Source organism: Cupriavidus basilensis, from assembly GCF_000832305.1.
Lineage (GTDB): Bacteria > Pseudomonadota > Gammaproteobacteria > Burkholderiales > Burkholderiaceae > Cupriavidus > Cupriavidus basilensis_F.
Map to the genome: position 1 here is coordinate 1,451,790 of NZ_CP010536.1, position 18,903 is coordinate 1,470,692.

Consider the following 18,903-nt stretch of genomic DNA (forward strand, 5'->3'; position numbering starts at 1 on the left):
TCGAAGCTATGTTGAAAGGTCGGTTTCATTCAGGTTGTATGGGAGCGATATGCCTTGGTTAGTTGGCGGTTCACTGAATGCCCGCGCTTGCGGACAATGTTTGCGAAGCGAGCCCGATCCGTATGGCTGCCCGTCGCTTGGCGAAGGAGTCCGAAGTAGCTGTTGGCGGCCGCATGTAAGTCAGCGGCATCCATTTGCCGCAGTCGACGCGCCCCTTCATTGACTGTTCGGGGCCGAGTGGTGCGTACCCATGGGCTAATGACTTGACCGACAAAGTCGATGCCTCGCTCGACAGGCTGTAGGATGGTTTTGGAAGGATTCAGCCGAGCGCCCAGTTCGCGAGGCAAGAAGGCTTCGATGTCGTCATGCGCTGCGTTCAGCCACTGGGGCGACTCATGCAGGAGCACGAAGTCGTCCACGTAGCGGACGTAGTGGCGGGCGCGCACCTGGTGCTTCGCATGCTGGTCAAGCGAGTCAAGGTACACGTTCGCAAAGAACTGGCTGCTCAGGTTGCCGATCGGTAGGCCTCGATGCGCTGGCTGGTTCAATAGACTCTTATACGGCGGTACCAGCGCCAGCAGTTCGGCCGGCGCTTGCATTTGGACATCCGGGCGCGGATCATGCATCAACACCAATTCGGTCAGCCACATCCACCAGGGCTCGGTGATACGTGCGGCGAGTTGCGCGCGTAGCACGCGCTTGTCGATGCTGACGAAGAAGTTCGCCAGGTCGCATTTCAGGTACCAGGCCGGCCGCGCCCAATTCTTCGTGACACTGCGCACCTTGGACTCGAGGCGGCGCGCGGCGTACAGAGTGCCACGGCCAGGAATGCATGCGCAGCTATCTGCGATGAACGAGGCATAGAAGCGCGGAGAAATGTGGTTGTAGAGTAGGTGGTGCACCACACGATCGCGGAAGTCGGCAGCCCATACCTCGCGCGGCTTCGGGCGTGTGACCACGAAGCAGATCGATCTGCCGGGTCGATAGCTTCCATCGGCGAGCTCGTCGGCAAGCCGGCATAGGTTCCGCTCTAGGTTCTGCTCGAAGGCGAGGGCATTGTGGGTGTTTCGCTTGTTCTTCCGACAATCGAAGTAGGCCACCACCAAGTCCTCGAAGGAAAAACCAGCAGGAACCGCATCGGCATGATCTGCGGACGGCCCGGGCGCGAAACTCGCTACTCTTGTGGTTGTTGTTCTGATTGCCATCATTGAAGTTCTGATTCCACGCGTTGTTGGAGTTGCTAGCGGACTGCGTCTATTCGTGCTATCTACGTCGCCTCGCCGAAGGCCTGGGCCGATCAGTGGGGAAACTGCGCCAGACCAGCCCTGGTGACTCCCAGCGGTATCTGTGATGCGCATGGCGGTGGCCTTGTGAGCCAGCGGCACGACCAGATTAAAAATCGCACGGGCATGACCGCCTTGACGGTCATGCAACAGGCGACGATGCGGCTCTCCGCCATCCATTGGCTTGCTTCCCGATACTGTTGGTAAGCACTACGGTCTTGGCATACTGCTGCCTAGAGATGAGCCGCTTGTCTACCGATAAGCGCAGCAGAAGCTCAGTCACCTGAAGGCGTTCGATCAGGTCCAGTAGATGCGGAGATTTCTCTCGGGCCGTGTTCGCCCGAAATATCAGGACGGTGATCTTCACGCACTCGTCGCGGATGACTCCGCCAATCGACGCCTTGTAGTCACGAGGCATATTCTTGGCGAGGTCCGTGACGGCGTCGAGCAGGTCGTATGCCACCTTGTAGATCGGAAGGCTGGTATGGATGGCCATGCTGAATGACTAAATAATCAAGGGACTAATCTGCGGACGGCCCGGGCGCGATACTCGCTACTCTTGCGGGTGATGGTCTGACCGCCATCACCGAAGGTCTGATTCCACGCGAAGCCGGAGTTGCTAGCGGACTGCGTCGAGGACCAGTGCCATGCCTTCTCGAAGAGTTCGGGAACATTGGCGTACATGAGACTCAACTCGCGACGTGCCGGCAGATAAAAGTCGGAGTGGCCATCGATTGACAGGCTCCGTGCCCACTGCGCTGCCGGGTGGGCATGGCGGGAGCAGGACAGTGCCTCGGTGTTTGCCCAACCGTCGAACTCGCTCTTTGCGCCGGTCTCGTCATGGTCAGCACTGCCCCATGCGATCTCTTCTACCGATGCGTCGGGGTGCGTCGGCACGATCAGGTGATAGTCTGTCTGCCCGTTCTCGCCGCGCATTACCCCGGCATACACGCCTCCCTGGCCGGCCCATATCTCGCCGATGCGGGGAGTACTGGTGCTTTGCTTGGCGGCAGGTTCCGCTCCTGTTACAAGGCTGTCCAGCCATGCCCTCATGACCGACTTCGCGGGAAGGGTCACTTGTGCTTCGCCGACCTGGAAGGTCACGTTCTCTGCAACGTGCGTCATTGGTGTTCGCTCCACTGAATAGGTAAAGGAAGGCCGCTGGCGCGGCCAAGAATGACTGAATTACTGAATTTTTAATCTGCGGACGGCCCGGGCGCGAAACTCGCTACTCTTGAGGTTGAGGCTCTGAAAGCCAGCATTGAAGCCCTGAACCCACGCGTCGTAGGAGTTGCTAGCGGACTGCGTCGAGGACCAATAGGGCTCGGCTTCCAGTACCTCACTGCCATCTTCCTGGAAGAGCAGAACACGGGTCTGTGTGGGGAGCTCCTCCGTATAGGCATATCCAGCCGGAGCGCTGCTGGGGTTCTCACCGTCACGGAAGCCGGCATAGTTTCCGGCGGTGGGCTTGAGGTTGCGATAGATGAGCTCCAACTCGTCACGCGCCGGGAGGTACCAGTCGTGATTCCCGTTGACCTGCAAGCCAAGCGCCCATTTCGCGAGATCGCTTCCGGCCTCCGCCATGGCAGCGGTATTGGCCGCGCCGTCAAAGTAGCTGAGCGCGCCATCGACGCGGCTACGATCACTGTTCCAGACGCTTTCGGCGTGCTCGCCAGTACCTTTGGGGGCGACGATGAGCGCATAGACTCCATCGGCTTGTCGGATCTGCCCGGCGTAGAATCCGCCGCCTGCTGCATCGCCGGCTCGGAGGGAGTCGGCTTCAACCTGGCTGATGGTGGTCTGTACGGCGCTTGCTTCAATTGTTGTGATCGCGTTCATTGCTTTCCTTTCGAGAGGTACTGCGCATCAATTGGGGGATGGGCTAAGGGTGAGTCGAATTCTTCACGTGTCGACGGCTTTGGATGGGGTAAAGACCTGTTTCGCGTGCATGGTCATCTCTGAGATGGCAGCGGTTAGCTTCCACGAGGGGTACTCACTTGGCAGTTGCTTCTGGAGTGCGACCCAGTCGGACAGTTTCATCTTGACGGTCAGCACCATCTCGACGTCGCCAGGGTTATCGATTTGGAAGGTCGCTCTCATGCTGGCACTGCCGATATTTCAAGCAACTTGGGGAAACTCTTGCCCCACAGCTTGGCTGGCTTGTACCCCAAGTCTTTGCAAAGCGCAGCCAAAGCGTCGAGGGCCGTGTCCCCGAATCCTGATGCGGATTCCTGGATATTGATGAAGTCCTTGCGCTTGGCACACCATTGGTTCCCATCGCGAGAGAGCACGGCTCCGACGCGGCCCGCGTAGATCTGCGCGTCCTCGTCCGTGCCGCCCCACTTGGTGGCCAACTCGGCCACGCGCTCGGCATTTGCGCCGGCGGCCTTGGCTTCAACCAGGATCTGCCATGCGCCGGCCCGGTCAGTCGGATCGCATGGCCAGAGTGCTACTGCGAAGGGACTCTCACGGATGTCCGCAGCAGCGTCGGGGGACGGCTTATAGATCAGGCTGCCATTGGTATGCAGGTAGTACCAACCGAGGATGCTCATGCTGCCTCCTTTGCCAATGCCGCTGGCATTACCTTGTTCGGCGCGCAGTCCCAGCCCTTCACCTCATCGGCCGTGAACTTGCCGGCCTTGGACTTATCGGCGGTGTAGCCGCAGAACCCGGGCGAATGGAACAGTCGGTGTTCCTCGTGCCATACGACGAACAGTGCGGGGGCTCCCGGGAACAGGACATCGCGTAGCACGCCGGCGCGCTCGAAGTTCATCGCTTCGACGGCCTTCTGCAGCTCGCGCTCGAGGCGTTTGCGGCGGCGGTCGGCATTGCGCTTGACTCGCAGGTTTTCGGGCTGGCGTGTGTATAGCTCGAAGCTGGCCTCGTTGTTCAGGTCGTACTTGCCGGTCACGACCCACCACATGTTGTTGATGTTGTAATAGGCGGTCCCGGTCAAGATGCGTCCGTGGTAGTCTGCAAACCAAACGCGCGCGCCGTGCGTCACGATGTCACCATCGGCGGACCGATTGTTGCCACAGTGGTCATCGCCTCCCGGCCGGCGGAGCGCCGGATCGTAGTGCCACGATTGCTTGTAGTGGTTGTCGATCCATTCAAGTGCAGTAACGCCGCCCGGTCCTCGCTTCGGTTCCTTCTCCGGCTGGAACTCATACCTGGTGAAGACATTGCACAGATAGTCGCGGATGCAGTTGCGAGTGCGATTCATCTCAAGGCGCTGCAGGTACGTCATGCGGCGTTCCTTGCCGAAGTCGTACTTGCCGCCGTTCGGGTTCTCGACGTTCTGCGCGTCCTGCCACATCTCGAACTTGATGCTGCGCCCCGACACAGACAGCTCACCTTGTAGGTCGCCCTTGCGGCAGGTACGCCGCCGCTCCACAGCCCACCGGGCGACCGTGCCGCCGTAATGCTTCACGTCACGCGGATCAATCGGCTGAACAGTGCAGCCCCAGCCAAGCCTGTTGAGTTGCTGAACAATGCGGGCGAACACGTCGCGCTTGAAATTCCGCTCCCACGCTTTCTCGGCCTTGTAGCCGCCGGCATTGCGCGCCGCGCTGAGGCCTTCTTCCCAAACGGCCAGGCTGGCATCTCCAAAGGACAGCATGCCGCTGCGCTCAATGCGGCCCTTGGTCATGGTCATGCTGCCTCCGCGATCGGCTGACCTACAACGCCTTGTTCGATCCACTCCGCCTGGATGGTCGATGGCAGGCCGCTGGGCTTCGCCTTCAATGTTCCAGCGATGATGACAGTACCGATCTCGCCATCCTGCACCAGGGTATCGAGCCAGCAGATCAGGTCGTTCCGGCCAGTTGCATTTAGCACGTCGAACCGATCAAGCACCATGAACCGCAAGCCGGACAGGAAGGCGATGGCTTCCGCCAGCATGGCATTGGCTCGCCATTTTTCGGACTCCGAGCGCCACAAGTGCTCGCGGCCTCCGACTGTGATTGCCATATCCGGTTCGATTTGCACCAGTGGCCAGGACGACAGATCGGCGGCTACCTGAAGTCGTTCGTTCAGCGGATCCAGCGCGCTTTGCATCAGTTGGGCCGGGATTCCGTCCGGGGAGAGTGCCTCGATGAGTTTTCCCCAGGCCTTCACGTCAGCGTGGTGCTGCGTAGCGTCCTTGGTCTTCTTGTCGGCAGCAGCAGCTTGGCGCTGGGCCTCTTCCTGCGTCTGGAGTTCAGCGCGCGCCTTCTTGCCCTCTTCGATGATGCGGGTGACCTCGCGGTGCGCTGCGTCGACTTCGGCGGACGTCGGCTTAGTCACAGGCGAGGCTTCCAGCGCGCTGATAGCGCCAGCTGCAGCTTCGGCGTCCGCAAGATCACGCTTGTCGTTTGCGACAGCCGTTTCAAGCAATTTGAGGGACCGTTCATACTCCGGCAGCTTGGCGGCCGCGTCCGGGTCGGCCAGGGTCTCCGGCGGCTCATAGGGATGCAGCACCGCGCCTTTGATCTCCACAAGCGCGGCACAATGCGGACACGGCACCGGATTTCCGGCCCGGGCCCCGGAGGCCTTAGCCCGCGTTTCTTCAACCGTTGCCGTCCACTTGGCGAGCTCGGCTTCATCGATCTTGAGCTTCTCCGCAATGCGAGGCTTCCGGGCGGCACGCTCGCGTAGACCAGCGAGTTGGACGGCTTGTTCGGCGGCGGATTTCGACTGACCATCGAGCTCACCGGCGCGACGCGAGGCATTGCCATGTTCCGTCGTCAGCGACTCAACCTTGGATTGGGCCGCTTGTAGTGCTGCAGGATCGGCGGAAGGCTTGGCTGCCTCCCAGCCCTCCGCCTTGACGCCACCATAGGCCTCTCCCGCTACGGCGCGCCACGCGGCTTTACTTTCCCGTGACTTTGTCTCAGCTTCACCAAGTGCAGTTTCGAAGCTGGATGCAGTCAGCGGCGCAACGGTCTTGATCTTGTCAGCATCGCATCCGCGATCGGCAAGCATCTGGGCCACGGCCTTGGGCGTCGTCTCGACCCGCATCATGGCGTACAGGAATTCACGTCGCTGGTCCGGGGTGCTACGCGCGAAAAGGTCGGGGTCGAGCGTGTAGGGCAGGGCAGCTTGCATCACAGAGGCCTGCGCCATGGAGAGGCCTGGGAACTCGAAAGACTGCGTGCCCTTCGGCAAGATTACAGACGCGCGCCCACCATCCCACTCGAGGAATGCGCTCCCAGCCTTGAAGTCGTCGTGGAGCAGGCCGGCCAGCTGTCCCTTGTTTTTGATCATGGTGCGCGTGACCACACCCGTCATGGCTTGCTTGACGGCCTCAATGATGCTGCTCTTGCCGGCTCCGTTTTCCCCAGTCAGCAGGAGAATGGGGGCAGACAGGCTCAAGTGGGCAGATCTCACGCCCAGGATGCCTTCGATAGAGATGCGAGACAGTTCCATGGTAGTTCCTTGGGTTGGCTCGCCGTGCAGCCAGCGAAGCCTATTGCAATTCGTGTGTGCATAACAATAGCCGTATACGGCTATTGATGCAAACACTTTCGCTCTTGTAATAACCGGGGGGCTACACTAGCTTCCGGTACACGCGTATGGGAAAGGTCTTCTCGGAGTTGGCTCGCATGAATTCAGCGCCCTTCGTGCAGATGCGTCCCTGGGCGTCCACGCAAAGCACGTCCTCCGATCGAACTCGGTGGTCAGTGAACCGACGCTTGGCCCTACTGACCCAGGCCATGAAGGATTCGAACTGAAACAGTTCCTCTCCGACGACTACACTCAGGGTGTTCATAGGAGATACCTACCCCGGTCCACTTGGATTCCGCGCGACTTGATCTCGGCCTCAACTTCCATCAACGAGGCCCGGGTTGAGGACCGGGCGTTGGCTTCCTTGTGGCGGCATTCGCCCTCAGCGGCGTTGAAGTAGGACATGTTGCTTGCCAGGTGATGGAACGCTGCGACAATCGCCTCATTGCCTGACACCGTTGGCAGAATCTCCGCCAGAGTCTGAGTGGTAGTCATGATTGATCCCTTGGGTATTCATCGTGCGCGATACCATCGAGCAGGCGGCCGGCGGCCTTCTTGCCGATGCGCAGCATATGGTCGTCGCCCTGGCGGAAATGCCCGTCTGGCTCGCGGCCATCGCCGTAGACGTGGATAGCTCTGCCGGCGTGCATCAGATCGCCGAGGAAGCGCAAGTCTTCTCGTTTCGTGGGCGGTGCCCACTCACCCCATTGCTTAAACAGGAACGGCGTGTCAGCAGCCGCGCACTGGTCGCGAAGGCTGCGGGCCCAGTCCGGATGCATCGGCCGTGCGCTGGTGCCGCTCTCGCCGCCGACGATTACCCAGTCGAGCAACTTCCGTTCGCTATCGAACTTGAAGCCGTAATCGCGGCTCCAGCCTCGGACGCTTTCGCATTTGGGGCAGGTATCGCTCACGTCATCGGATGTTCCGTCATCCTTCCCGCACTGGGGGCAACGCGCGCTACCGATTGACCGGTCGTACTTGGCTTCGACGCCACAGTCTGCGCACGCGCATGGGCCGCTATCGTTCTCGCTGCCGTGGTGGCCGCAGTCCGAGCATGTCCATGGGTCAAGCCACTTAGAAATATCGACGGGGCCAAGTAGTGGTTCCATCGACAGGAATCGCACGCACGCAGGCACCGCCAGCAGCTTGGGGATGTCGCGGTCGGCTTCCTCCTGGTTGCAGATCGTCGCGCCGAGCCAGACGTTCACCGGCCACTCGCCTTGCCCCCAAATGGATTGCCAGCCTTCGCCGTAGTCGATCAGGTCGGTAGCCTCGGGGACCATTGCAGCGACGTTGCCGATCCGCTTGGTCAGCAGAAGCCAATCCAGATTGGGCGTGGCCTCGATCAGTTTGAACAGGTCCGCGCGCCAGGCCGGATCCACAGCGTTGTCGAACACGTCCGCCAGGCTGGCGCAGAAGACCCGACGACGGCGGCCGTTCGCGGCGAAGAACTCGGCGTGCTGCGCGTTCCAGCGTCGTGGTAGCTTCCAGTTGTCCGGGGAAGTACGGTGGCGATTTTCCTTAGCGCCCCAGGCCACGCGCAGCGTCCGGGCCGGGGTAGATACCTCGGCATAGCAGTGGTCGCACGCGGGCGACACCTTGGTGCAGCCGATCCACGGGTTGAACGTGGCGTCGGTCCACTCAATCTTTGTGCTTTCGCTCATCCTTGATCCTGTGCATCGTCGCCGGGGTCCCCGGGCATGTTCGCTGGAATATCGCTGGCAATCCATCGGTAGATGGCTTCGCGCATACGGGCCATGCCGCCTTCGTTGTGAACCGGAAGGCCGGCCTCGCCCGGGTACTCCTCCCGGGCGATCCGATCCAGTTCGGTCAATAGGCGGTCGCATAGCTCCGGCCAGCGCAAAAGGTCCTCGATTCGCATGACGCTCCCCTTGGCCCGCTTGGACGGCGGGCGACTCTTAGTCACTGCATGTCAAAGGAACGCTGCTGCCTTTGCCGGCGAGGCTGGGCAGAGTCTTGCTGTGCGCTCGCGTTCGGTTGGCGCTTCGCTGCGATTGCGTCCTCGATCTGGACCTTCTGTTCGAGTGGGAGGCTGCGAGCGATGTCGTTGGCGGTGTCGAAGTCGCCAGATTTGACAGCGTCCATGGCGATGGCCAACATGTCCGGCGCATCCTTTTTTGAGCCGGCCGGCTCCGAAGAGGCTGTAGCGGAGCCGACGGTGGTGGTTTCCAGCTCGCTCTCGGTAGCGGTCGCAGTGGTCCTAGCGACGGGATTGGGCTCAACCGTCGTAGCACCCGCGTTCTTTTCGGACTGTGGGGCGGCGCTTGGCGCTGAGGTAGAGCGGGTGGCGTCGAATTCGGCCGCATACTTGCCGTCCGGCTGCTTCACCACATCAATGATGTCTTCATGCTCCTCCGTGGTCTTGCCCATGCCCATGACGATGTCAGGAGCATGGGTGTCGCCGAAAAAGGAGCCGGAACGATAGATCAACATCAGGTCACGCAGACTGGTCTGCCATTTGCTGCCAGGCTTGGCGTACCAGCCTTCTTCGACGGCCATCTTCATACTGACGGGGACAGACTCGACCAGCTCGTCAGTCTTCTTGCCATCCTCGATGCGGTAAGCCCAGGCCACGCATTCGATATCGTCCACTGTGACCTCGCGCTCAGCCATGTCATAACGGCGAAGCTCGTCGTTCCAGCCAGTCTTCTCAAGGTACTTGGCCGAGATACGCCCCCGGTTCGTGATGCGAAAGCGAAGACGCGTGAACAGCCCGGACGCGTTGATAGCAGCAATCTTGAACTTGCCACTCCAACGAAGCTTGCCCTCGATGATGTCGGCGTTCTGCATTACCGCAGTGATCGACATGCCGACGGTCTGGGCCGTCTCGATTGCCACCAGGCAATTGCCGAATGCCGAAGGGTTCTCGATCTCAGTGACCTTCCCATTGACCTTCTTTTCGATGAACTGGCGAAACTGAGCCGGCACAGCGTTGGAGGTCTGGTATGCATTGGCGATCCGCTGCGCCAACGCGAAACCTCGGCCAGTGAACAGGTCCAACCGTACATCCTGGTTTGCGGGAAGAGCGAGGGAACTCTCGCGAAGTTGGTTGACGTCGGCTTGATTGCCCATGGTGGTTCCTCAGTTTTTTGGTATGGTGGTTATGCGTGGTAGGGGCAGCGCGGGTAACCAGCACACCACGTCTTGGTGCAGGTGAAAGCGCCGGGGTTTGGTCGGAAGAGCCCGTCCTTCAATGTCTTGGCCGCCATTTCAATCATTCCGACATACCCTTCCTTTCCGAGGAGGGCGGTCTTGACGTCAGGGATGTCTGCTGCCGCAATGGGGGCTTCTTTGGTCGTGCTCAGGCCCACGATCTCGGCTGGGGCCTCCAACTGCTCGTTGAGAGCGACTTCTGCCATCAGCGTGTAGATGCCGACCTGCAGGTGGTGCGCGCCGATGGCCGCGCGCCTGGTGCCGTCGTCGTTCTTCTCGGTGGCCTGCTTACCGGACTTCAGGTCCGTGACGCCACGCCGCAGATCCGGTAGCTCGCGGACCCGGTCGATCGTCCCCGTGGTACGCACTACCCCGTAGTCGGTCCGGATGTCCAACGCCGCGCAGCGAGTCTCGATCGCGACGTAGTGCCTGGTCGGTGCGAATTCGTTGCAGTACTTCGTCGTGAGCTTGATGACGATGGCCTCAGCGTCCTTGAAGTCCTTCACGTCATCCCAGGCAACCTCTTCCTCCGGGTTATGAAGGGACGCCATGGCGACGGCCACCGCCTCTTCGACGCTTGGTTCCTCGCCACGCAAACGGGCTGCATCAAAGACGGCCGTTCCAGCGTGGATCGCGGTACCGGTTGCCGCAACGCCTGTTGATGGGATCCGAAGTCCCATGACATTCGAGTAGTACCAGGACAACTCGCAGCCGAAGAAACTCTTCCAGCTGGATGCGCGGACAGTGCCGAGGATGTCGCGGACCGCATTCGTGATTTCGCTCATTGTGTCGCTCCAGTAGCAGACAGCATGGCGAGATCCGTCTGCACGCGGCGTGCGCGCGCATGGAGGTCCTCCCGCTCATGGATAAGGGTCCGGTGCTCACGCTCGTTGCCTCGCAACTCCGATTCGAGCCACGAGGCGGCGAGCTTGAGCCACCAGCGTTTGACGATCCTGCGCATCACATTCGCTCCTTTGCCTAGACGATATGAGCTTAGAATAGCCACATAAGGCTATCTTGGCAAGAACTTTATTATGCGTATGTGGCTAGCTAGGGTGGGGCGGGAAGTACGCTTAGAGGGGTGTGAAAAATACGAAGTAACAAAGAAGCCGCGACCGGCGCGGCTTCTTTTTAGGCTTATCCTCCTAACGGAGGGTGCATCTTGGCTAAGGTAGGGAGGGGGATTCCCAAGACTCTTCGCCTGGTGCCATGAGTTCTCATGGCACAGCCTCAATCACCCAGGAGCTGGGGTGAAAGCTATTGGTAAGCAACTACCTAATTGGATCGCGAGTGGAACCCGCCGACACAATGAAGACTGAAACTTCACTTGCGAGTTCGTCTGACCCTCTTCGTAGCTGGCTGACCAGAGGGTTCTGTGGCATGACTTTGAGATGTCTTCCCTCGCGTGATTTGCTTAGTTACCGAGGGTTCTACCTTAGTAATCAACTCTGACGGCTCATGAGGAGTGGGGCTACTTCTAAACTCTTGCTCGTTGATTACATGCTTTATAAAGGCCTCGACTCGAGCCTTCTCATAGTCAGGTAGCCGCGCGTAGCGATCCATCTCATAGTTTATGCCGGCAGAGTCCTGTCGTATAAGTTCGCCTGGATCTCGACCAAAGGCGAGACCTAGAGCTTCGAGAATGTCGATGGTGGCTGAGACCTTTCCATTCAAGACTCGGCCGATCGTCGTCTGCCCAAGGCCCGAAGCATCCGCGACCTTCATCTGAGTGTCTAGATCTGGCCGCTGTGCCATCCATCGGGCCAGCGTCGTCGCCAAAACCATACGGATTGGTTGATGTTTGTCCATGGTGATCTAAGAATTTTTAAATTTTAGGTATAGCCACACAAGGCGCATTATAGCCGCGTTCCGTGTGCTCTAAATTGCTCACGAAACTTTTCAACCAATCTTGCATGGATAGCCATATAGGACTAAACTTAGGCGTGGTGGCCTTAGTGGCGTGTGGCTATATGTCATTCTATGGTGCGCGCAACGTATACAAAAGGGAATTCGAAGATGCAGACTCCAGAACCCATGCTGGACTTTGTGATGCGCAAGCATGACGTCTACTACCACCGGAAGCGCGAAGAACTTTCCGCGAAGAGTGGGGTCCCGCGTCACACGCTCAACAAAGTCCTGCAGGGCCGCACCAAGCAGCCTCTCGCCAGCACGGTGCAGAGGATCTACGACGTCCTCGTAGCTGCAGAACGCTCGGCAAAGCGAAAGGTGCACAAGAGCGGATCAAATATGGCGGATTTTCTCGCGCAAGAGGCGGCAAAGCGTCTTGGCAACGCGGGACAGGCCGTTTGCGATGCCCCATGAACACCGACGTAGCAACTAACCTCTTTCGTCAGAGAACCGCTGAACAGAAGACGGTCTATGGTTGGCCCACCAGGTATTGCGCCTTGTGCAAGCGCAGCCGCTCTGTTGGCCAGTTCGACGCTGCCAAGGTGGTCTGTCGGAGGCACGCGTAATGCGCGCCTACCTTTCCCGGTTCTGGCTCTACAGGTGGGTCGCCTATTGTTTAGCCTATCTGGCGGTGTACTGCTTCTTTCTTGTCGACTGCTTCCGATTTGCTTTTCACGGAGCTCGACATGGCGTCCTCGATGCGGTTGACGAACTGAGGAGCCAAGTACGGACTGTTACCTGGGTATCTGGCGAGATCGAAAGCGCCTACCGGCGCGACAACGGAGATGGAAATGAACGGAAAAAGGCAACGTGACGTGATCCTCAGCCATCTGCGCCGCGCGGGCAAGCGCGGTGTCACCCTCCAGCACTTGCGTGACGAGTACAAGATCGCCACGCCGAATGCTCGCATCAGCGAGCTCAAGCAGCAGGGCATCAATATCCAGAAGCGCTTTCAAGAAGTCGTCCACGACGGCTGGCGTACCCGTGAGATGGTCTACACCCTCGGCCGCCCGGTTCGCGCGAGCGCCGGCTAAATCGAATGGCTTTTCTGCGGTCTTGAGTAGCCACATACGACTAAAAAGCGCCGTATGTGAGCGCGACAACCGCTCTTCCAAAGCCCCGGTGCTCGCAAGGTACCGGGATCCGCTGATCCGTAGTGTGCCTATGGAGGGGCGGCGAAACCGGCAACGGACGCACCCTGAGTTACGGCGGGGCTTGCACGCCCCTCTCCCTAGGCGCGGAGACTCCCACGTGGATTACGAATTGGCCGGCAACCGACCTGGTTGGCGGACCTTCCCCCATCAGCGAACTCTTTCTCCCATGCCATTGTCTTGCTGGCTATGCGCTGGCCTAGCCGTGTCTATGGCGTTCCCACTTGCTCACGGTGCGGCATGAATTACTACGAGCGCTACGTGGGTGACATCCAACGGGACACCGGGCACCTCTCCTGCGCAGCCATGGGCGTGTATGACCGCCTGCTGGACCACTACTATGCGACGGAGCGGGCCCTGCCTGCCGACATCGATGCGCTCTGTCGCATCGCACGTGCGATGGATGCGACAGAGCGCAAGGCTGTAGAGGATGTAGTGCGCGAGTTCTTCCAGCTCGAGGGCGATAGCCTCTATCACCAGCACCGTACCGACGCTGAAATTACCAAGGCGCAGTCCCGCATTGAGGCGGCCCAGGAGAATGGGAAGCAGGGCGGCAAGGCGACAGCGAAGAAGCATCAGAGCGTCGCATCGCCTGGGTCGCTATATGCGATACGACTGTCGCATGCGACGGTCAAGGTGGGCGTCAGCACCAATTTCCGAAGCAGGTTGCATCAGCATCGAAAGAAGATTGGTCACCATGTGACCATGGTCCACGTTGTCGCTGTGGATAACATGGGCGAGGCCTTTGCCGGCCTGAAGAAATCCCTTGGTATTCAGGATGATGCGGACACCTTCGCGCTAGAGGTAGCGCACGAGTCCACCCTTAAATCCTTCATGGATCTCTATTTGTCGCATACCCAATCCTATGCGACTGGCAATGCGAGTCGCATTGCCAGTCGCACGGCCCACCACACGCCATACACCATTACTACTAGTAGAGAAGATAGTGGTGATATGGAAGGCAGTAGCAAGAGCGATGCGACATGCGACTTCACATCACACTTGCTGAATGCGACAACAGGTGAAGCCAACCCGAGGGACGTCCAACTGGCGATCCTGCTGCGGAAGGGGTATGGGATGGACGCCAGCAGCGGCTCGGTTGAGGTGATCGAGATGGTTCAGCTCGCAGTTTCCGATCGCGAGATCCTGGATGCAGTCGAGAATTTCCGGATCAAGAAGCCTGGCGATACGCCCAATGCCAGCTACATCCTGAAGATGATCAAGAGCGTCCGGGAGAAGGCTGCAAAGGCTGCGGCGGCGGCCAACGGCACTGCATCGAGCGGCGGTGCGCCCGCGCCGGCAAGCACGGACTGGTGGCATTTGGAGGAGGGCGTTCGGACCAAGGCAGTCGAGTTCAACGTTGTGCAACGCGTCGACAAGAACGAGCACTACCGGTCCTTTCGCATTCGGGTTTTCAAAGCCGCAGGTGAGGGCCCCTGGCGAGAGGCGGCACTCAGCGAAGCGGCACGCGATAACTCCGAGGAGCACGCTCGCGTCTTTGGGTATTTCTACGACCAGCCACCGGCTCAGATCGGTCAACTCGCGCAACGGGCGCAAGAGGCGGCATGAAGGCGCACATGGGCATTCCGGCCGGCCAGCGTAACGCGGAGGTGGGAGGCGAGCTCGTCATGCGGGTCGGAATCCCGCACAAGGGCGGAAAGCTGGCATTCCACGCCTTCAACGAAGGGTTCCCGGCCATGGTCAGCGCAAATGCCTTCTGGAATCCAGCGGCTGGGGGCTTCCAGTTCCCTCGGGCGACGGACGTCTCGGAACTGGACTTCGCGATGGATAGCGCTGGCTATACCGCGATGAAGATGTGGCAGTCGAAGGGGCAACAGCGGGGCATGGCGGGTATCTTCCCCTGGACGTACTCGCAATACATCGAGTTCGCGACGCAGTCCGGAGCATCCTGGTGGTCGCAGCCCGATCTGTGCTGCGAGCCCGAAATTGCCCACAACCAGGAGGAAATCGACTTCCGGATAAATGCCACGGCTACCCTGCTGGAGGGGGTGCTGCGCATTCTCTATGAGTGGCAGAACGAGCTCGCGAGGACCTGCTCCTCCGCTGTCGTCGCTCATATGCTGAAGCCGCCTGTTCCAGTTCTCCAGGGGTGGTCAGCAGGCGACTACAGGCGCAGCCTGGAGTTGCTCAACGCCGTTTGGGAAAGATGGCAGCCATGGCTGGCCACGCCGGCGCTCATCGGCGTTGGCTCGGTGTGCCGGCGGACCCTGAAGCACCCAACCCACGGACTCTTCTCAGTTCTGTCAGCGCTGGAGGGTAATTTGCCTACCGGGTCGCGGCTTCACCTCTTCGGCGTGAAGGGGGCTTGCCTGGCAGAACTCAAAATGCTCGACTGGGTCGCGTCCGCCGACTCGATGGCCTACGACTATGGGGCGAGAGTGAAGGCGCACCAGACTGGGATCTCGAACTCGATCGCGCACCGGTCTACGGAGATGAGTCGATGGATGTCGACAGCCTCGGACCTCGTGAGGCCGGCCGCCGGCGATCAGTTCCGTCTGAACCTCTTTGGGTGAAGTATGAGCAGGTGCGTTGCATGCGAAAACTGGACCCTGAAGCCTCGCAAGGATGCGGCCGATCCCCGGCTGGCTGAGGAGGATCTTGCGCACGCGAGAATTGGCTGGGGACGGTGCTTACGAGATGAGTTAAGCCGACGTTGGCACCCCGGCGAGAGCGAGCGCTACTGCGATAGGCATATCCCGATAGTTGAGGAAAAGGTTGCTGAGCGCCGGGAGTGGATTCAAAAGCAAGGAAAAAAATCCGACCAAGAATAGCCACATAGGACTATCAATAGCCTATAATGCATTCATGAGCAGATCGCCGCGAATGTCCCACGCAGAGTATATGGCGCACCAGCAGCGCGCGAGGGACAAGAAGGTGATTGATGCGGTAAAGCGCTTCCAGGCGCTGGGCCGTCTGCCCAAGGATCAGAAGAACAAGACCGAGCAAGCCTACGCAGATTTGCTTGATCTGCAGAAGCATCAGGGCTTGATCATCGATTGGAAGTTCCACCCGATGAACGTTCGCTTGGCCAAGAACACCTTTTACGAGGTGGATTTTCTCGTCCTCACGTCGAGCCTTGTGGTTGAGATTCATGAGACCAAGGGCACGTTCGTGACCGAGAAAGGCCAGATGAAAATCAAGCTCTGCGCCGAGGCGCTTCCGTGGTTCGTGTTCAAGAAGATCACCAGGTTGCCGGAGAAGCAGGGCGGCGGCTGGGCGATTGAGGAGTTCTGAAGGTGCCGAGCATTCGTGTGGTTTGGTGCGGCATCGGCCGTTGGGGGTTTGGGCTCTGGCGTGCGCCACGCGGCCGGCATGTCTTTGAGTTCGGTCCGATCGATATCTACATCCTGTGATAGCGGGAGACGCAATTGAAGCAATGCCTTGAATGCCGCCACTACCGTCCCGATCCTCACTTGGGGGGCGAGGCGGCGCACCTATACGCGCTCTGTGACCGGCCGGGTCGCAAAGGCTCGGAGTATGCCGAGTTTCAGCGTGATCTGCCGTTCCTCTTGGATCTGATCGCTGGCCAATGTGGGCAGCGCAGCCGCTACTTCGCGCAACGCATTGTCGACCTGCCGCCCGATGCGGAGGGTATCCGCTACCAGTTCCTGACTGCTGAGACGGGGGAAGTATGACTCCGACCTACGTTGTTGAGCGCGCGCGCCTCTTCGCCTCCGCTGCCCACGCAGCGGTCGGTCAGCGCCGCAAGTACACCCTTGAGTCCTATATCGTGCATCCGGCAGAGGTAGTTGGGCTGGTCCGGTCGGTGCAACACACCGACGAGATGCTCGCCGCCGCCTGGCTGCATGATGTCGTTGAAGACACCAAGGTCGAGATCGCTCAGATTCGGGCGGAGTTTGGCGAGACTGTCGCACGTCTTGTCTCAGCTGTGACCGATATTTCGCTGCCGGAGGACGGTAACCGGGCTGTGCGCAAGACAATTGACCGGGATCACCTCGCCTGTGCGCCTGCACAGGCGAAGACGATCAAACTTGCAGATCTGATCAGCAATTCCCGGAGCATCCTAGCGCGTGACCGCGCGTTCGCGATGGTCTACATCCAGGAGAAGGCAGCGTTGCTGGACGTACTGAGGGACGGCAATCCATCGCTTCATGCCGTGGCGGCGCGAATCGTCGCCGACGCTCTTGAGCGTTTTGGCGAGGCCGAGCAGGCATGATCGTTCCGTTCTCCCTTCATTTGGGCGATTGCTTGGACGTCCTGCGGACGTTGGCGGAGGCCTCAGTCGATGCAATCGTTACTGACCCGCCATACCACCTCACGGACAGCTCGCGCGGAAGCCACGCGCGATCAAGCAATCCCGCCATGCCCCATGGCCGCCACCGCATCGGTGACAAAGGGTTCATGGGCAAGGTATGGGATGGCGGCGATATCGCACACCGCGTCGAGCTCTGGTTGGAATGCCTGCGGGTGCTCAAGCCTGGCGGCCACCTTCTGGCCTTCGCCGGCACGCGGACCTATCACCGGATGGCCTGCGCTATCGAGGATGCAGGCTTTGATCTGCGCGACCAGTTGGGCTGGCTGTATGGATCTGGCTTCCCCAAGTCCCGCAACCTGGATGGTCAATGGCAGGGCTGGGGCACGGCACTGAAGCCGGCTTGGGAGCCAATTTGCATGGCGCGGAAGCCGCTGGCCGGAACTGTTGCCGCGAACGTGCAGGCCCACGGCACCGGCGCGCTCAATATCGACGCGTGCCGCGTGGGTACCGACGATGCGCTCCGTGCCGGAGCCGGAGGGACGTGGGATGCCATGCACAAGCATGAGGGTCGTGGCCGCGCCGGTGAGGCCAGCGCTGAGCGCCGCTACACCAGCCAGGGCGGCACTGACTTCGCAATGAAGCCCGGCCCTCGCGGCGGGGACGCCGCCGGCCGCTGGCCCGCTAATGTCATCCACGATGGCTCGCCGGAGGTGCTGGCGGCCTTTGCTCAGTTTGGCGAGAACAAGGGGCAGACCGCCGCTCTCGCGACCCGGAACAGCGACAAGACCCGGAACACATTCGGTACTTTTGCCGGTCAGACCGATGCCGAGTTCCAGCCCCACGATTCGCTGGGTTCTGCCGCCCGTTTCTTCTACTGCGCTAAAGCGAGCCGCACGGATCGCAATGAGGGCTGCGAGCACCTCGAGCGTCAGCCGCTGCACTGGTCGAATGGGGTACAGAACCCGGGGTCCTTCCAGTCAGAAGGTACGGACAAGACGAGTCAGAACAATCACCCGACTGTGAAGCCTACGGAATTGATGGGCTACCTTTGCCGGCTGGTGACGCCTCCTGGCGGCGTAGTGCTCGATCCGTTCATGGGGTCTGGATCCACTGGTAAAGCCGCGATGCGCGAGGGCTTCCGCTTCATCGGCATCGATATGACGGCTGAATACCTGGGCATCGCCCGCGCGCGAATTGAGCACGAGCTAACCATCAGGCGGGTGGAGTCAGTGGAGGTATCCGTGCAGCCAGACCTGTTCGGTGCCGCAGCATGAAGAAGCTCGCGGAAACGGTCCACCAGGTCGTGCAGCTGGTGCAAACACGCCGGCTCTCCCTGACCAATGAGAAGCAGACCCAGTCCGATATCGCGGACGTATTTACGGTAGCGGGCATCCCTTTCGAGCGGGAAGTGCGCCTGTGCGAGGCCGATATCGTTGATTTCATGGTGGCTGACACCATCGCCATTGAAGTGAAGATCAAGGGGCAGCGCAAAGCCATCTTCCGCCAACTCGAGCGGTATGCCGGCCACGACCGCGTGACGCACATTCTCCTGTTCACCTCCGTGGCCATGATGTTGCCTGGGGAGATCGGCGGGAAGCCGGCGCACGTGGCTTCCCTGAGCAGGGGGTGGCTCTAATGCCTTTCCGTAGCTACGGTAACCTCCGCC

General features: G+C 60.1%; 24 protein-coding genes. 9 read left to right on the plus strand and 15 right to left on the minus strand.

The features are described from left to right. Positions 1–29: 29 nt before the first annotated feature. The 15 genes from RR42_RS06665 to RR42_RS41675 all read right to left on the minus strand — a co-directional run bounded on the left by RR42_RS06665 (position 30) and on the right by RR42_RS41675 (position 11,750). Positions 30–1,205: an RNA-directed DNA polymerase gene (locus tag RR42_RS06665; protein WP_043351499.1), complete on the minus strand. Its 1,176-nt coding sequence runs from the start codon at positions 1,203–1,205 to the stop codon at positions 30–32. Positions 1,206–1,425: 220 nt separating this feature from the next. After that, complete coding sequence (locus tag RR42_RS06670; protein ID WP_043345048.1) at positions 1,426–1,779, minus strand: four helix bundle protein; 354 nt, start codon at positions 1,777–1,779, stop codon at positions 1,426–1,428. A 17-nt stretch (positions 1,780–1,796) separates the two neighbouring features. After that, positions 1,797–2,408, minus strand: coding sequence for a DUF1566 domain-containing protein (locus RR42_RS06675; protein WP_043345050.1), 612 nt, complete (start codon positions 2,406–2,408; stop codon positions 1,797–1,799). A 60-nt stretch (positions 2,409–2,468) separates the two neighbouring features. Further along, complete coding sequence (locus RR42_RS06680; RefSeq protein WP_082054817.1) at positions 2,469–3,122, minus strand: DUF1566 domain-containing protein; 654 nt, start codon at positions 3,120–3,122, stop codon at positions 2,469–2,471. A 63-nt stretch (positions 3,123–3,185) separates the two neighbouring features. Next, the gene (locus RR42_RS06685; RefSeq protein WP_043345051.1) at positions 3,186–3,383 is read right to left on the minus strand and encodes a hypothetical protein; all 198 of its coding nucleotides are present in this window, start codon (positions 3,381–3,383) and stop codon (positions 3,186–3,188) included. After that, positions 3,380–3,835, minus strand: coding sequence for a hypothetical protein (locus RR42_RS06690; RefSeq protein WP_043345052.1), 456 nt, complete (start codon positions 3,833–3,835; stop codon positions 3,380–3,382). Before RR42_RS06690 ends, RR42_RS06685 begins: the two co-directional genes overlap by 4 nt. Further along, positions 3,832–4,938 (minus strand): UvrB/UvrC motif-containing protein, encoded by a 1,107-nt coding sequence (locus RR42_RS06695; RefSeq protein WP_052494478.1) that lies wholly within the window; start codon positions 4,936–4,938, stop codon positions 3,832–3,834. Before RR42_RS06695 ends, RR42_RS06690 begins: the two co-directional genes overlap by 4 nt. Continuing rightward, positions 4,935–6,689: an ATP-binding protein gene (locus RR42_RS37595; protein ID WP_052494479.1), complete on the minus strand. Its 1,755-nt coding sequence runs from the start codon at positions 6,687–6,689 to the stop codon at positions 4,935–4,937. The genes RR42_RS06695 and RR42_RS37595 overlap by 4 nt, the downstream gene beginning before the upstream one ends. A 339-nt stretch (positions 6,690–7,028) precedes the next feature. After that, positions 7,029–7,262, minus strand: a complete 234-nt coding sequence (locus RR42_RS06710) for a hypothetical protein (RefSeq protein ID WP_043345054.1) — start codon at positions 7,260–7,262, stop codon at positions 7,029–7,031. Then, complete coding sequence (locus RR42_RS38305; protein WP_043345055.1) at positions 7,259–8,431, minus strand: phage Gp37/Gp68 family protein; 1,173 nt, start codon at positions 8,429–8,431, stop codon at positions 7,259–7,261. Before RR42_RS38305 ends, RR42_RS06710 begins: the two co-directional genes overlap by 4 nt. Next, positions 8,428–8,649 (minus strand): hypothetical protein, encoded by a 222-nt coding sequence (locus RR42_RS06720; RefSeq protein ID WP_144409748.1) that lies wholly within the window; start codon positions 8,647–8,649, stop codon positions 8,428–8,430. The genes RR42_RS38305 and RR42_RS06720 overlap by 4 nt, the downstream gene beginning before the upstream one ends. Positions 8,650–8,690: 41 nt before the next feature. Beyond that, positions 8,691–9,860, minus strand: a complete 1,170-nt coding sequence (locus tag RR42_RS37600) for a hypothetical protein (RefSeq protein WP_052494480.1) — start codon at positions 9,858–9,860, stop codon at positions 8,691–8,693. A gap of 29 nt (positions 9,861–9,889) precedes the next feature. After that, entirely contained in the window at positions 9,890–10,726 is an 837-nt protein-coding gene (locus RR42_RS06730) for a RecB family exonuclease (RefSeq protein WP_043345057.1), read from the minus strand. Next, positions 10,723–10,902, minus strand: coding sequence for a hypothetical protein (locus RR42_RS06735; protein ID WP_043345058.1), 180 nt, complete (start codon positions 10,900–10,902; stop codon positions 10,723–10,725). Before RR42_RS06735 ends, RR42_RS06730 begins: the two co-directional genes overlap by 4 nt. A gap of 362 nt (positions 10,903–11,264) precedes the next feature. Continuing rightward, positions 11,265–11,750, minus strand: coding sequence for a helix-turn-helix domain-containing protein (locus RR42_RS41675; protein WP_144409749.1), 486 nt, complete (start codon positions 11,748–11,750; stop codon positions 11,265–11,267). A 207-nt stretch (positions 11,751–11,957) separates the two neighbouring features. Between RR42_RS41675 and RR42_RS06740 the strand changes: the two genes are divergently transcribed. The 9 genes from RR42_RS06740 (at position 11,958) to RR42_RS06785 (ending at position 18,873) form a co-directional block, all read left to right on the plus strand. Then, the gene (locus RR42_RS06740; RefSeq protein ID WP_144409750.1) at positions 11,958–12,263 is read left to right on the plus strand and encodes a hypothetical protein; all 306 of its coding nucleotides are present in this window, start codon (positions 11,958–11,960) and stop codon (positions 12,261–12,263) included. 371 nt (positions 12,264–12,634) lie between these two features. Then, positions 12,635–12,883 (plus strand): helix-turn-helix domain-containing protein, encoded by a 249-nt coding sequence (locus tag RR42_RS06750; protein ID WP_082054818.1) that lies wholly within the window; start codon positions 12,635–12,637, stop codon positions 12,881–12,883. Positions 12,884–13,240: 357 nt separating this feature from the next. Beyond that, positions 13,241–14,569: a YdaU family protein gene (locus RR42_RS37605; protein ID WP_052494481.1), complete on the plus strand. Its 1,329-nt coding sequence runs from the start codon at positions 13,241–13,243 to the stop codon at positions 14,567–14,569. Next, positions 14,566–15,534, plus strand: a complete 969-nt coding sequence (locus tag RR42_RS06760; protein WP_043345064.1) for a DUF7221 family queuine tRNA-ribosyltransferase-like protein — start codon at positions 14,566–14,568, stop codon at positions 15,532–15,534. Before RR42_RS37605 ends, RR42_RS06760 begins: the two co-directional genes overlap by 4 nt. 328 nt (positions 15,535–15,862) lie before the next feature. Next, positions 15,863–16,255: a hypothetical protein gene (locus RR42_RS06765; protein WP_063778398.1), complete on the plus strand. Its 393-nt coding sequence runs from the start codon at positions 15,863–15,865 to the stop codon at positions 16,253–16,255. Positions 16,256–16,389: 134 nt separating this feature from the next. Next, a complete protein-coding gene (locus RR42_RS06770) occupies positions 16,390–16,656 on the plus strand; it encodes a hypothetical protein (protein WP_144409752.1) in 267 nt (88 codons plus the stop codon). Continuing rightward, positions 16,653–17,198, plus strand: coding sequence for an HD domain-containing protein (locus RR42_RS06775; RefSeq protein ID WP_043345067.1), 546 nt, complete (start codon positions 16,653–16,655; stop codon positions 17,196–17,198). Before RR42_RS06770 ends, RR42_RS06775 begins: the two co-directional genes overlap by 4 nt. Next, on the plus strand, positions 17,195–18,511 hold the full coding sequence (locus RR42_RS06780) for a DNA-methyltransferase (protein WP_043345070.1): 1,317 nt from the start codon (positions 17,195–17,197) through the stop codon (positions 18,509–18,511). The genes RR42_RS06775 and RR42_RS06780 overlap by 4 nt, the downstream gene beginning before the upstream one ends. Continuing rightward, on the plus strand, positions 18,508–18,873 hold the full coding sequence (locus RR42_RS06785; RefSeq protein ID WP_043345071.1) for a hypothetical protein: 366 nt from the start codon (positions 18,508–18,510) through the stop codon (positions 18,871–18,873). Before RR42_RS06780 ends, RR42_RS06785 begins: the two co-directional genes overlap by 4 nt. Positions 18,874–18,903: the final 30 nt, after the last annotated feature.